This is a genomic window from Rhizosphaericola mali (assembly GCF_004337365.2).
GTDB lineage: Bacteria > Bacteroidota > Bacteroidia > Chitinophagales > Chitinophagaceae > Rhizosphaericola > Rhizosphaericola mali.
Map to the genome: position 1 here is coordinate 127099 of NZ_CP044016.1, position 13461 is coordinate 140559.

The window sequence follows — 13461 nt, forward strand, 5'->3', positions numbered from 1 at the left end:
TTTTTTCATAAGTGAGGAAAACGGAAGCAGCAATGTTTCCGTTTTTTTTATGTTATTTATCCCCACCTATTCCTACTATATTTGCGGCAAATTGTAAGCAATGATTTTACCATTTTTAACTATCGCGGCATCTCCATTGGGAGGGAAAGGTGTATTTACATCAGAAAATATTCCAGCGGATACAATTATCGAGGTATCTCCCGTAATCGAATTGACACCTGAGGAAAGGGCGCATGTAGAAAAAACTGAATTATTTAACTATATATTCGAATGGGGCGACGAGTATAAAGGTGCCGCAGTAGCATTGGGCTATGTGTCGATGTACAATCATTCTTACCATGCGAGTTGTGTGTACGAAATGGATTTTGAAGAAAATGAAATAAGAGTTCGTACTGTGAAAGATGTAAAAGCGGGAGAGGAGGTGACGATTAATTACAATGCAGATCCTGATGATGAGACGCCCATTTGGTTTGAAGCAAAATAAAAAATGGAGACTGAATTTTCAGTCTCCATTTTTTTATTAAGGTACTAATGATCTACCGATGGCTCCTCTAAATGGCCATGGAATAGTTGCTAATATAATGATGAGTGCAATCAAAAATAATGTTGCAGCTCTTTTGTGTTTTTGATGATCTGAAATATTCTTTTTCGCTACACCTTTTCCAATTGTGATTAATACAATCGCGATAATCATTCCTACAGGATGTTCTATCAAATAAAATCTCCAATATTCATTGGTCATAATATCTACCCCTTGAGGGATATTTGGCAACCAATGCCAAGCCCATTGAATCAAACCCAAAGTTAAAGTCAAGTGCGCCGCAATCATTAAGAATAAACCCAATTTTTTATCTTGAGAAGTAAATGGCTCATTGATTTTGGAAAAATTTCTAATAATATTTACTAATAGTAGAATGAGAATAATCCAACGGAGTGTACTGTGTAAATGCAATAATCCTGTATACATAGCTAATAATTTGCGCAAAAATAATGACTAAAACCTAAATCGAAGCGATTAAAATCGATTTCTAATCTTTCCATAAAAATGGGAATAGAATGATTGCTAATACAATCACCAATAAATCCAAACCAGCTAGCAAACCTACCATCTGCCACAAACCTTGATATAGTGCTGGTGAAAATGCAATTTTGGATATTTTCCCAACCAATAATAATTGGGGTAAAATAATCGGGAAGCCCATGATCGCCATCAATGCAGCTTGCTGTTGTGCTCTTGCTGCGATCGCCGCAAGAAAAGTAAATACCAAACTCAATCCAATGCCACCCAATATGGTAATTCCTAAATATTGTCCGAAATTATATAGAGGATTGCCCAACCACAATGCATAAATTAATAAACTTAATGTGGACATGACAACCATCAACATGACGTTGAAAAGTAATTTGGATATGATAAAATCTCTAGCACCGGCAATGGAATAGAAATACAACATTCGACCTTTGCTTTCTTGCAAAAAACTTTTCGCAACTGCATTTACACAAATAAATAATTGAATTACCCAAAATAAAGCATTCCACACGGTGTCCTCAGGTTGTCCCATCGTCAGATAGACTACAAATATGGTGGATGCCACGTATAGCAAAATGCCATATAAGGTATATTGCTGTCTGACCTCAAGTAGTAAATCTTTTTTGATTAATGTGACAATTGGATGCGCCAAAATGATTTGAATTTATTTATTTGAAAGTAATTTTTTTTGCTCTTCCATGCCTTCCGCATAACATTTGCGACAGCGTGGTTCGTATTTATCCGATTCGCCTAAAAGCAATTGTTCAGCATTGGCAATTTTTCGATAAGAAAGGCTTGCGATATTGCCACATTTCATGCAGATCGCATGTAATTTGGTAATATAATCTGCCACCGCTAACAATTGTGGCATCGGACCAAATGGTTTACCCAAATAATCCATATCCAAACCTGCAACAATTACGCGCATCCCTCTATTGGCGAGGGTTTCGCATACGTGGACAATTTCTGCATCAAAAAATTGCGCTTCGTCGATGCCAATTACATCGGCATCTTGGGCTAGTAATAAAATGTTTTGAGAATTATTCACAGGAGTGCCAGCCATCGCACTAGAATTATGACTTACAATGTCATTAATCGCATAGCGCGTATCTATTTCTGGTTTGAATAATTCCACATTTCGGTTGGCTATTTTTACCCTTTTTAGACGTCTAATCAATTCTTCTGTCTTTCCGCTGAACATAGATCCGCAGATTACTTCTATCCATCCTCTATTGACTCCTGTAATCTCAGGTTCTATAAACATAGTTAAATCTTCTATTTTATTTAAAATCCTTAGTAACTTAGCCCCAAAGTCGCAAAAATATTATAAACTAATGGAAACAAAAACCACAAATTTTTTGACTGAACAATCAAAAGCGTTAATAAATAATCTTATATATACTTTACAATCCTTAAAAGATGAGCAGATAACTCAATCTGATGCGGTGATTGTAGCCAAGCAATTGAATAATCTGGTAAATGAGCTGAATGCTTCCTTGTATTCTAAAGAAAATGTAGCTGCCGGGAGTCGTATTTCAGTTCTATTTCCGCATGCTTATCCATCCGTACAGGAAAAAATTGCTATCAATTTTTTGAATTCGAATATTGTTTCGGATACAGAAAATACGAAAAATATTGTTGAGGATAAATTAGACGAAACAGTAATAGACGACGCAAACGAAGTGGAAAAAACTCCAGAAATTATTGCTGAGGAAGAAAAACAAATTACCCCTGAAGTAAAAGAAGGTGCTGAAGAAACTCCTGATGTAATCGTAATCGCACCTCCATCGGAAATTGAAGAAGCGCCCATGCCAAAAATGGATAGTGTAGTTGTCGAACTTCCTAAAGAAGAGCCAATTACGCCTGAAATTGTTGAGGAAAATTCAGTGACAACAGCTAAGGAAGAAATTATAAAAGAAGAAAAAGAACCTGAATCTGGCAATTATTTCAGTTTATGGGAAACATTTACATCCAATGATGTACCTACACTTTTACATCAAGATGGAGTAGAACCAGAAAAAAAAGAGGGAACTTCATTTGCACAAAATAGTTCCGAAGAATTGAATCCAATTAAAGATTTGAAAAAATCAATTAGCATCAATGATCGCTATTTGTTTATCAATGAATTATTTAGAGGCGATGAATCTACCTACGAGCGTAGTATTAAGACGATCAATGGATTTAATATTTATCAAGAAGCTAATTTTTGGATAGAAAGAGAATTAAAAGTGAAATTGGGCTGGAATGAAAAAGATCCAACTGTCAGAGATTTTATGCAACTGGTGAAAAGAAGATTTCTATAAATTTTTAATAGAATATTAAGTTAATCCACTGCCAAGAAAAAATAACAATTGAGCGGCTTTCGTCTATATTTGCAGTTTTTGAAAAGTAATCTATTAAATTGTTCAAATATCTAAGTTTATTCTTATTGCTTTTAGTGGGCTTTGTATTTCATATGGAAAGCCGTGGACAAAGTGTATCCACTTCTCAATTAGGAGAGGTGACCTATGATTCTCAGGGTCGTCCTATTGCAAATAAAAAAGATAGTTCAAGTCTTACTTTAAAGCACAGAGATGGATCAGAGGATTCGATTACAACTAGTTTTCGTTATTTTGATTCCTCCCGATATCATCACATGGACTCATCCATTAATGATTTCAATAAGATTAAGTCTTTACCATTTACGTACGTTGATTTAGGAAATCCAGGTACGCCCGCGCATTCTTTGCTTTTTGATCCTTCTATGCATATTGGCTGGGATGCAGGTTTTCACTCCATGGATATTTACAGATATACTTTGGAAAATACACGCTATTTTGTAACAACCAAACCCTATACGAGTTTGGGATATATTTTTGGAGGTAATTCTGAACAATGGATTGATGCCTTGCATACGCAAAATCGAAAAAGTAATGTCAATTATGCTATTGAATTTAGGTTAAATAATGATCCCGGTGTCTATAAGAGCCAAAATACTAATAATAGCAATATTCGATTTAACGTATCATCACAAAGTAAAAACAAGCGATATAGCTTTAATCTAATTTATATTGCTAATAATATGAACGCTTCTGCAAATGGAGGCTTGGCCAATGTTAATGATTTGAATAGTAATTCATTAGGAAGTTTATTTAGTTTGACCACAAGATTGGCGAGTAGTTCGAGCTCTAATCCTAATCCTTTCAATACCACTATTACAACAGGAAATAAATTTTCAGATAAGACCATTTATTATAGGCATTCCTTTGATTTTGGACAAAAGGATTCTATTGTTAATGATTCGTCTGTTACCAGGTTATTTTATCCAAGACTAAGATTGGAACATTCCTTAAAATATTCTACTTATAATTATCAATATATTGACGGTGCTCCAGTTGCTTCAGATTATTTGACTTATTACAGCTATCTAGCGACAAGTGATACGATTCATTTTCAAGACAAATGGGCTGAATTAAATAATGAATTCGCCATAATTACGTACCCTGATAAAAAAAATCAAAGTCAATTTTTAAAATTAGATGGAGGATTTCAATCTTTGAAGGGGACTTTAGGGGATAACTTTCATCGAGTATTTAATAATACCTACGTAGGAGCGGAATATAGAAATCATTCCAAAAATCAAAAATGGGATCTGGAAGCAGTTGGTAAATTATATGTAACTGGTACTTATGTCGGTAATTATTCAGGTTATGTTAGTATGAAAAGAACAGTGGCGAATATCGGAGCATTACAAATTGGTGCGCAAAATGTCAATAGAACACCATCTTTTTTGTTTAATTCAACAAGTAGTGATGGTAATTTGTCCTTTAATACAGCAGATACAGCAGGCTATAGTGCAAGTTATAAAGCGCATTCCAATTTTCCAGTAATTAACGCAGTCTCAGATGTAAAGAAAGAAAATATATTGAAAGTATTTGCCAATTTGGATGTGCCAAGATTAGGGTTGAGATTAACAGGTAATTATTTTGCTTATACTAATTATGCATATTTTGATGGATTTTTTAACGCCAATCAAAGTAGTTCAATATTTAACTATTTGCAAATCGGAGCACAAAAAGCAACCAAATTGAACAAATATTTCAAATGGTATGCTGACGTTTATGTACAGAAAAAAGCAGGAAATGCTAACATTAATTTGCCATTGATTTTAATGCGACATAGAATTGCATTTGAGGCTAATTTCTTTACTAATTTATTCTTGGCTACGGGATTTGAAATTCGTTATTATTCTCCTTACAAAGCCGATAATTACTCTCCCTTTATTGGTCAATATTTTTACCAAGATAGTGTGCGCATAAGCAATCGTCCTGATATATCTTATTATTTGAATTTCCGAATTAAGAGATTTAGATTTTTTGCACAGATTGATAATTTAAATACGATGAACTATTCCAAAACCAATGGATTTGGATTTAATAAGTACAATTTCTCTGCACCTAATTATCCTGGCGCAGGCATGTGGTACAGAATGGGATTCAAATGGATGTTTATTAACTAGAAAATAAACTATAAAATACCAACTAACATATATGAAATATAGCCATATTAAACTGATCAATATATTTTTATTATTGGTCTTTGTTACAGTTGATTTATCTGCACAACAGAAAAAAATAGGTGTTTATTGTGAAATAAATGGACCGATTTTTTTTGAACGAGGGCCTCTTATTTTAAATGTGCCATCTGAAAGAAGTCGTTTAAAGAAGGTTGATTCTTCTGATATTAATTCGAAATTTGAGGATTTGTTTAATTTTTACAAAAACAATATTTCCAATCCTACTCTTGAGTTAGGTCGGATTGCAGATACTATTCTAAATGATAATAACTATAGTGTTATTTTAATTAAAGAGAATTTTTCGGACGATAGTATTTTTCCTGTATTTAAAAAAAGTAAGACGGATAGAAGCTTTTTTCAGAAGGATCTAAGAAGTTTGAAGGAAAAATATGGAGTGGATTCTATTATTCTAATAAGAGGAGAGTATGGTTTTGAACTAGAGAAAATTTATTCTTTTGCAAATGGAGACAAACGTAATAGTATGCTCCTACGAATAACATTGATTGACCTGAATAATAATAGACTACGTGCTTATGGCGAAAGATATACGACTCGGATTGTCTTGCATTGGAATCAACCGCCAAATTACCCAACCGTGGCTGAGGGGTATAACGATTTATTTTACAACAAAATAATTCCTATGTTCAAACGTAAAATGAAAAATCTTTTAGAAGGGAAAAAAATGCTTTAAATAGTTAATTACAACTAATAATTTATATTCAGTATCATTTACTTCAGAGATTTGATAGACTGAAGGTAATTTGGCGCATCAGGTGACCAATTTCCCAGATTGTGTTGCACATTGAAATTGGTAGAATCGTTATATATAGAAACTTGACAATTGATTGTTTTGAAACCATTTTCATAATTTACAATTTTGCCAGAATTAGTAAAGTTTGTGAATTTTATAGGTTGAATTTTGCCATTGTTTGCACTGATATTTACAGCCGCACAAGCAGAGGATTGAAAACTTTTGCAATCTGAATATTTTACATTTCCATTGTTAGACTTCCACCAATGCAAGTCTTCTCCAAACATCGAACTATGTGGTTTTAAATGTATAGAAGATTTACCTTCAATTTCTTTTGCAACCCTTTGTTCACCTACAAATATTGTTTTATGTGTATTTAAATCAGTTACCCATAGACCCCACCATTTTCCTAAAGAATCAATTCCACTAGGTCCTTGTTTTAATTCAAAAGCATATTGATGTTGTACAATCCAAGGAAAAGGATACATAATTTGAAAACCACTACTTTCTTGATTTTCATCATTTAACCAGCCAGATGTTTTGCCACCATTGGACCCCCAAATAGAAAAATTAATCACTTTACCTTTTTGCTTATTTTTAAAAATTCCATTGGTTTGTAAGCCTGCGTAACCATTACCCCTCGCGGAAGTCGCATTCTCAACTCCAAAATTATAGGCATAATAATGAAGTAATCCTTCCTTTTTCAAACTAGGGCTAGGATCGGCAACTGGTACAAATGTCCATTCCAAACTTTCAATATCCTCTTTTGGGAAAAACCAATCGCTATAAGTTCCTCCTGGACTATAATATGGAATTGAAGTTTTAGATGTATCTTGTTGTGCACATGCTTTTGGGGTTAAATGTAAAAGTCCTATTGCTAATAAATATTTCAATTGCATCTCTATATATTGTTTGAACTATGAAGATAAATGAATAAAGCTAAGAATCTTTATTTGCTTGAATACAATCAATTGCAATCAAAAACGCCAATAAGCAAATAGCTTATTGGCGTTTTTGAATTATTTATCCGAAAAATTATTTTTCCAAACTCGCAATTGGCACGATCTCGTCAACCTCAACGTCATAATCAATTGTTGGGTCATTAAATCCAAATAATTCGAAAAATTCATTTCTATAACCTTCGATATCACTGATCTCTGCAAGATTTTCAGATGTTGCAATGTCCCACAATTTGGAAACTTCTGCTTGTACATCATCACGCATTTCCCAATCATCAATACGAATTCTTCCGGCTTCATCCACAGGAACAGCACCATCTGCGGTATATAATCTTTCTTTGAAAAGACGATATGCTTGTTCAATGGTTCCTTCGTGAATGCCTTTTTCTTTCATGATTTTATACAATAGAGAAATATACAAAGGCACGACAGGAATAGCCGAACTAGATTGTGTAACCAATGCTTTATTTACAGAAACATAAGCGGCGCCATGAACATCTTTCATCAAATCGTTCAAAGTAGGAACTGTTTTTTCCAAATCAATTTTGGCTTGACCGATAGTTCCATTTTTATATATAGGAAAAGTCAATTCTGGTCCGATGTAGGAATATGCTACTGTTTTTACGTTTTCACCTAAAACGCCTGCTTTTTCCAAAACTTCGATCCACAATTTCCAATCCTCTCCACCCATAACTTTGATGGTGTTGTCGATTTCTTCTTGTTTTTCTACTGGTTGGATGGTTATGTTAGAAACGGTACCTGCATGAAAATCAACCGTTTTATTGCTAAATGGCGCACCAATTGGTTTCAATACAGAAGAGAAATTCGTTCCGGAAATTGGATCTAATCTCTTAGGCGCAGCCAAAGAATAGACGATCAAATCCACTGTACCCAAATCTTTTTTGATTAATGCTGCTGCTGCTTCTTTAACCTCCATGGAAAATGCATCCCCATGAACACTTTTGGCATACAAACCATCTTTTGCGGCATCATTTTCAAATGCAGCGGTATTATACCAACCTGCATTTGCCGTTTTACCTTTGGACGGTGCTTTACCATGAAATACACCAATTGTTGCAGCTCCAGAGCCATAAGCTGCAGCTATCCTAGAGGATAATCCAAAACCTGTGGACGCCCCGATTACTAATACTTTTTTTGGCCCATTTTCAATAGCGCCTTGAGACTGAACATATTGAATTTGCTTTTTTACATTGTTGGCTGTGCCGACAGGATGACAAGTAAGGCAAATAAATCCTCTTGTCCTAGGTTGTATGATCATAATCTTTTATCTAAGAATTTATTATTTCTAAAGTGCCAAATTTATATATCTTATGGGAAAAGTTTAGAAAAATAGGGAAAAACTTACCTTAACAAATGTGAATCATTTGAAATAGGAATTATGAAAGTTGAAGTGTGAAAAGCAAAAAACGATTTGTTATTTATAATTGATAACTCCAATTTATACCAATTCCAATACTGTGATTTCGGGTAAAATCCCCACACGACCAGGATAACCTAAAAATCCATAACCTCTATTGACATAGATATATTGTTTGTTTTCTTGATAGAGATCTTCCCATTCTTTATACATCCATTTAATCGGACTCCATTTAAATCCTGGAATATCAATGCCAAATTGCATCCCGTGTGTGTGGCCTGAAAGTGTTAGATCAATATCTGGGTATTTTGGGCGTACCTCTGCATCCCAATGGCTTGGATCGTGACTCATTAATATTTTGAATGGAATATTTTCCGTGCCAGGATAGGCAAGATCCATGCGGCCATATTTGGGGAAATGACCTTTTGCTCCCCAATTTTCAATACCGATTAAAGCAATTTTTTGTCCATTTCTTTCAAATATTTGATGCTCATTCATCATTAATTTCCATCCCAATTCACCATGAATTTCTTTCAATCTATTCAAATTGGCAACTTTAGCTTCTGCTGTAGGCCATTCGACATAATCGCCGTAATCATGATTGCCCAAAGTGCTATAAACTCCCATCGGCGCTTTCAATTGATTAAATACATCCATGTAATCTTTCATCTCAATCGCACGATTATTTACCAAATCTCCAGTAAATAAAATTAGATCAGGTTTTTCTGCTAATGCCATTTGGACGCCACGTTCTACTGCGGCTTTGTTGGTAAAACTGCCGCTATGGATATCGCTTAACTGTACAATTTTTAAGCCTTTAAAGGCTTCAGGTAAGTTGGGAAAATGCAATGTTTTTTTCCGGACTTTGTAATTGTATCTATTGGAAATGCCATACGCCATCGTTCCAAAAAAAGAGCCGCCGATGATCACCCCCAACCAAGACAAGAAGGTTGATCTGGAAATGGCAGAACCTTCGGAAGGTGCAGGCTTATGTTGTAATTTATATACAATCCAAGTAATTCCGCGACGTAAATCATCCACCGCCAAAAAGATCGAACAAAATAAAATCGATACAAAAAAGACAAAAACAAAGCTCAATAAATACGTGCTCGTACGTTCTGAAACGCTAGAAAGTGAGAATAGAAATACTGCACTCAACAAAGATAATAACCCAAATAAACCATAAATAGTCCATCTGATAGGCTGTGAGGCATTTTTCGTAATATCTTTAATTGCTTGAAATACATATACTTCCAGTGCAATAAATAGTAATAAAATTATCCATCTATTGTTAAATAGTGATCGAATCATAATTGGATTGATTGATTAAATTGCATTGTTCCTAAACGATGTGCATAAAAAAATAACTTAAAAATTTCGTTTACGGTACAATCATGCCATAAAGTAACAATAAAAAATTATTTTTGTTCCCAATTTTAGGCGTTTCAAATTTTATTCGATTAATTTAAAAGGTGAGTTATGAAATTTACATATTACGGTCAGTCAGGTTTTTTAGTTGAGATTAAGGGTAAAAAAATATTATTTGATCCGTTTATTTCTGCCAATCCGTTGGCAAAAGATATCGATATCAATAAAATTGAAGCAGATTATATTTTCTTGAGTCATGGACATGGTGATCATATTTTGGATGTGCCAGCGATTGCCAAGAATACGGGCGCTCGAGTGGTAACCAATCCAGAAATTTGTCATTATTTACAAAGAAATGGTATTGAAAATGTAAAAGAAGTAAATCATGGCGGACCTGTAAAATTTGAATTTGGAGAAGTAAGAGCGGTAAATGCCATTCATTCTTCTGGTTTGCCTGATGGTAGTTACGGTGGCAATCCTTTGGGATTTGTCTTAACATCCGAAGAAGGAAGTTTTTATTTTGCTGGAGATACAGCTTTAACTTTGGATATGCAATTGATTCCTTATTTTGCAAATATAGATTTCGCTATATTTCCGATAGGAGGCAATTACACCATGGATTACAATGATGCAGTGATCGCTTCAGATTTTGTAAAATGTAATAAGATTGTTGGCGTACATTACAATACATTTTCTTTGATAGCGATAGATACGGACAAAGCGCTAACTGCGTTTCAATCCAAAGGAAAAGAATTGATCCTTCCAACGATCGGAGAGACAATCGAGCTTTAAAGCTTATTTTTGAATTTTAATAAATATATTATTTTAAATACATGGCAAGAATCATTGGAGTTGCAAATCAAAAAGGTGGCGTAGGTAAAACTACTTCTGCAATTAATCTTGCAGCAAGTCTAGCAGTGTTAGAGTTCAAAACACTTTTGATAGATGCAGATCCTCAGGCCAATTCTACTACTGGTGTAGGTTTTGATTTACATAATATTACCAGCAGTTTGTACGATTGTATGGTCAATGAGACGCCCGCGAGAGAAGTTATTTTAAAATCTGAAATTCCCAATTTGGATTTGATACCTTCTCATATCGACTTGGTCGGTGCGGAGATCGAAATGGTCAACTATCCCAATCGTGAAAAAGTTTTGAAAAATATCTTGGCGCCGGTAAGGGATGAATATGATTTTATCATTATTGACTGTTCGCCTTCATTAGGTATTATGACCGTCAATGCGATGGTTGCTGCCAATAGTATTGTGATACCAGTACAATGTGAATTTTTTGCATTGGAAGGTTTGGGTAAATTATTAAATACCATCAAAATTGTACAAGATAGCTTAAATCCAAATTTGGAAATTGAAGGTATCTTGATGACGATGTACGATGGACGTTTAAGATTATCCAATCAAGTAGTAAGTGAAGTGAGAAAACATTTCGACACATTGGTATTCAATACTATCGTACATAGAAATACGAGATTGAGCGAAGCGCCTAGTTTTGGTAAACCTGTCGTTTTATACGATGCGGCAAGCAAAGGTGCTATGAATTATCTCAATCTTGCAAAAGAAGTTTTGCAAAAAAACAACATGACTCAAATACCGCAAGAAGAGAGAATTATTGAATAATTCTGCCATTGCGATTAGAATATATTATGGCAACAATCAAACAAAATAAATCACCAAAAGACGCTTTAGGGAAAGGTATTCGCTCTCTTTTGCAAAATATTGATTCGGATTTAAAATCTACCACAGGACATTTAAAATCTCAGGTAGTGGAAGAAGCTACAGGTATTATCAGAATTCCGGTAGAGCAGATTGAAGTCAATCCGCACAACCCAAGGCATGATTTTGATGAGAAAGCGTTGAATGAATTAGCGACATCTATCAAGATGCACGATATCATCCAACCTTTGACGGTAAGTAAAATAACCACTGGAAAATATCGCCTGATTGCGGGTGAAAGAAGATTTCGCGCGGCAAAAAGAGCAGAATTAAAAGATGTTCCTGTTTATATACGACAAGCTAATGACAAAGAATTATTGGAATTGGCATTGTTGGAAAATTTACAAAGAGAGGATTTAAACGCCATAGAGATCTCTTTGAGTTACAAACGTATGATGGACGAACTTTCCTACACGCAAGAGCAAGTTGCGGATCGTATGGGAAAGGAGAGAAGTACGGTAACGAATTATTTGCGTTTGTTGAAATTGCCACCAGATATCCAATTAGCTGTTAGAAATGCAGTAATTAGCATGGGGCATGCACGTTCTATTATTGGTTTGGATGAGGTGGAAAAGCAATTATTTGTTTTCAATGAAATTTTGAAAAACAAATTAAGCGTAAGACAAACCGAAGATTTGGTACGTAAAATGACCAAAATTGCAGAAGGTGGCGCAGCTGCAAAAAAAGCTGCGGCAAATAAAAACGAATTGTCTCCAGCTTACAAACGCATTGAAGATAATTTGGCTTCTCATTTTAGTACGAAAGTAAAATTAGCACATAATAAATCTGGACATGGTAGTATCAATATTGAATACTATTCTTTGGAAGAGTTGAATAAACTTTTGGATTTATTAGATGTAAAAGCAGGTTAGTTACTGCATTTTCGTTTCACAATCAGTCGATTCTATTTTGAATATAATGTACAAATACAGCATAAAAATTTCTTATTTAAAGAGCATTTTTATGCTTTGTTTTTTCTGTGCTTTTTCATTGGTAAAAATAAATGCACAAGTAGTTGGCAAAGACACTGTGCTATATGAAAATACGCCCATCGATACAGCCAAAGTTGATTTTGATAGTACGATGTTTGCACCAGAAAAAAAGAAAAAACCACATGATCCACATAAGGCGACGATGCATTCTTTAATGCTTCCAGGTTGGGGACAATGGTATAATAAGCAATATTGGAAAGTTCCGATAGTAATTGGAGGTATTGCTATACCTACGGTTGCCTTTATCCAAAATTCCAAATGGTTTAATGAAGCGGCCAAAGCCTATAAATTGGTATATGGAGCGACGTATGGACCAGCGGCGAATCGTGCAACAGATAGCGCATTGATTAGAAGTAAAACGGTACTTCCTAAAACTTACCAAGATTATTGGGACGCTCTATATGCTTCCAATCCAGGAAGTGCAGGTTCTAATTTTCTATCAAGTGTGCAGAGTCAGCGCAATTATTATCGTAGAAATAAAGATTACGCAGCATTATGGTTCTTCATTTTATGGGGAATTAATGTGGCAGATGCAACCGTTTTTGGTCATTTAAAAGATTTTGATATTAGCCCCAATCTTAGCATGACTGCCAATCCAACGTATTTCCAAATGGCAAGAGTGCCGGGCGTTTCCTTTATTTTTAATTGGAAATATCCTAGTAAGACCACGTATAATTCTACTTATAACTAAAATATTT

At 34.6% G+C, this 13461-nt stretch carries 14 protein-coding genes; 8 read left to right on the top strand and 6 right to left on the bottom strand.

Features of this window, described 5'->3' with window-relative positions; all coding sequences use genetic code 11:
• Positions 1-100 precede the first annotated feature (100 nt).
• A complete protein-coding gene (locus E0W69_RS00550; RefSeq protein ID WP_131328089.1) occupies positions 101-484 on the top strand; it encodes an SET domain-containing protein in 384 nt (127 codons plus the stop codon).
• 36 nt (positions 485-520) lie between these two features.
• Here the strand turns inward: E0W69_RS00550 and E0W69_RS00555 are convergent, their stop codons facing one another.
• From E0W69_RS00555 to E0W69_RS00565, 3 genes are all read right to left on the bottom strand, one after another.
• On the bottom strand, positions 521-967 hold the full coding sequence (locus E0W69_RS00555; protein WP_131328090.1) for a hypothetical protein: 447 nt from the start codon (positions 965-967) through the stop codon (positions 521-523).
• 61 nt (positions 968-1028) lie between these two features.
• Positions 1029-1682 (bottom strand): heme exporter protein CcmB, encoded by a 654-nt coding sequence (locus E0W69_RS00560; RefSeq protein WP_131328091.1) that lies wholly within the window; start codon positions 1680-1682, stop codon positions 1029-1031.
• Between the two features lie 12 nt (positions 1683-1694).
• The gene (locus tag E0W69_RS00565; RefSeq protein ID WP_131328092.1) at positions 1695-2294 is read right to left on the bottom strand and encodes a thymidine kinase; all 600 of its coding nucleotides are present in this window, start codon (positions 2292-2294) and stop codon (positions 1695-1697) included.
• Between the two features lie 70 nt (positions 2295-2364).
• Here E0W69_RS00565 and E0W69_RS00570 point away from each other — a divergent pair, with 70 nt between their 5' ends.
• The 3 genes from E0W69_RS00570 (at position 2365) to E0W69_RS00580 (ending at position 6276) form a co-directional block, all read left to right on the top strand.
• Positions 2365-3333 (top strand): hypothetical protein, encoded by a 969-nt coding sequence (locus tag E0W69_RS00570; RefSeq protein ID WP_131328093.1) that lies wholly within the window; start codon positions 2365-2367, stop codon positions 3331-3333.
• A gap of 98 nt (positions 3334-3431) precedes the next feature.
• Positions 3432-5528 (top strand): putative porin, encoded by a 2097-nt coding sequence (locus E0W69_RS00575; protein WP_150925985.1) that lies wholly within the window; start codon positions 3432-3434, stop codon positions 5526-5528.
• Between the two features lie 31 nt (positions 5529-5559).
• Positions 5560-6276, top strand: coding sequence for a hypothetical protein (locus tag E0W69_RS00580; protein ID WP_131328095.1), 717 nt, complete (start codon positions 5560-5562; stop codon positions 6274-6276).
• Between the two features lie 38 nt (positions 6277-6314).
• Here E0W69_RS00580 and E0W69_RS00585 read toward each other — a convergent pair whose 3' ends face one another.
• The 3 genes from E0W69_RS00585 to E0W69_RS00595 form a co-directional block, all read right to left on the bottom strand.
• Entirely contained in the window at positions 6315-7235 is a 921-nt protein-coding gene (locus E0W69_RS00585) for a hypothetical protein (protein WP_131328096.1), read from the bottom strand.
• A 136-nt stretch (positions 7236-7371) separates the two neighbouring features.
• Positions 7372-8574 carry an enoyl-ACP reductase FabV gene (fabV, locus tag E0W69_RS00590; protein ID WP_131328097.1) on the bottom strand — a complete coding sequence of 401 codons (1203 nt, stop codon included), beginning with the start codon at positions 8572-8574 and terminating at the stop codon, positions 7372-7374.
• A 180-nt stretch (positions 8575-8754) separates the two neighbouring features.
• On the bottom strand, positions 8755-9984 hold the full coding sequence (locus E0W69_RS00595; protein ID WP_131328098.1) for a metallophosphoesterase: 1230 nt from the start codon (positions 9982-9984) through the stop codon (positions 8755-8757).
• Between the two features lie 168 nt (positions 9985-10152).
• Between E0W69_RS00595 and E0W69_RS00600 the strand changes: the two genes are divergently transcribed.
• The 4 genes from E0W69_RS00600 (at position 10153) to E0W69_RS00615 (ending at position 13454) form a co-directional block, all read left to right on the top strand.
• Positions 10153-10833: a metal-dependent hydrolase gene (locus tag E0W69_RS00600; protein WP_131328099.1), complete on the top strand. Its 681-nt coding sequence runs from the start codon at positions 10153-10155 to the stop codon at positions 10831-10833.
• A 41-nt stretch (positions 10834-10874) separates the two neighbouring features.
• Entirely contained in the window at positions 10875-11675 is an 801-nt protein-coding gene (locus E0W69_RS00605; RefSeq protein WP_131328100.1) for a ParA family protein, read from the top strand.
• A 26-nt stretch (positions 11676-11701) separates the two neighbouring features.
• Positions 11702-12643, top strand: coding sequence for a ParB/RepB/Spo0J family partition protein (locus tag E0W69_RS00610; protein WP_131328101.1), 942 nt, complete (start codon positions 11702-11704; stop codon positions 12641-12643).
• A 91-nt stretch (positions 12644-12734) separates the two neighbouring features.
• Positions 12735-13454 (top strand): DUF5683 domain-containing protein, encoded by a 720-nt coding sequence (locus tag E0W69_RS00615; protein ID WP_131328102.1) that lies wholly within the window; start codon positions 12735-12737, stop codon positions 13452-13454.
• The last annotated feature ends 7 nt before the right edge of the window (positions 13455-13461 follow it).

Bases quoted from the DNA above. Each gene is read 5' to 3' on its own strand.
- E0W69_RS00550 (WP_131328089.1), top strand. From the start codon at position 101: ATGATTTTACCATTTTTAACTATCGCGGCATCTCCATTGGGAGGGAAA.
- E0W69_RS00555 (WP_131328090.1), bottom strand. From the start codon at position 967: ATGTATACAGGATTATTGCATTTACACAGTACACTCCGTTGGATTATT.
- E0W69_RS00565 (WP_131328092.1), bottom strand. From the start codon at position 2,294: ATGTTTATAGAACCTGAGATTACAGGAGTCAATAGAGGATGGATAGAA.
- E0W69_RS00570 (WP_131328093.1), top strand. From the start codon at position 2,365: ATGGAAACAAAAACCACAAATTTTTTGACTGAACAATCAAAAGCGTTA.
- E0W69_RS00580 (WP_131328095.1), top strand. From the start codon at position 5,560: ATGAAATATAGCCATATTAAACTGATCAATATATTTTTATTATTGGTC.
- E0W69_RS00585 (WP_131328096.1), bottom strand. From the start codon at position 7,235: ATGCAATTGAAATATTTATTAGCAATAGGACTTTTACATTTAACCCCA.
- fabV (WP_131328097.1), bottom strand. From the start codon at position 8,574: ATGATCATACAACCTAGGACAAGAGGATTTATTTGCCTTACTTGTCAT.
- E0W69_RS00595 (WP_131328098.1), bottom strand. From the start codon at position 9,984: ATGATTCGATCACTATTTAACAATAGATGGATAATTTTATTACTATTT.
- E0W69_RS00600 (WP_131328099.1), top strand. From the start codon at position 10,153: ATGAAATTTACATATTACGGTCAGTCAGGTTTTTTAGTTGAGATTAAG.
- E0W69_RS00605 (WP_131328100.1), top strand. From the start codon at position 10,875: ATGGCAAGAATCATTGGAGTTGCAAATCAAAAAGGTGGCGTAGGTAAA.
- E0W69_RS00610 (WP_131328101.1), top strand. From the start codon at position 11,702: ATGGCAACAATCAAACAAAATAAATCACCAAAAGACGCTTTAGGGAAA.
- E0W69_RS00615 (WP_131328102.1), top strand. From the start codon at position 12,735: ATGCTTTGTTTTTTCTGTGCTTTTTCATTGGTAAAAATAAATGCACAA.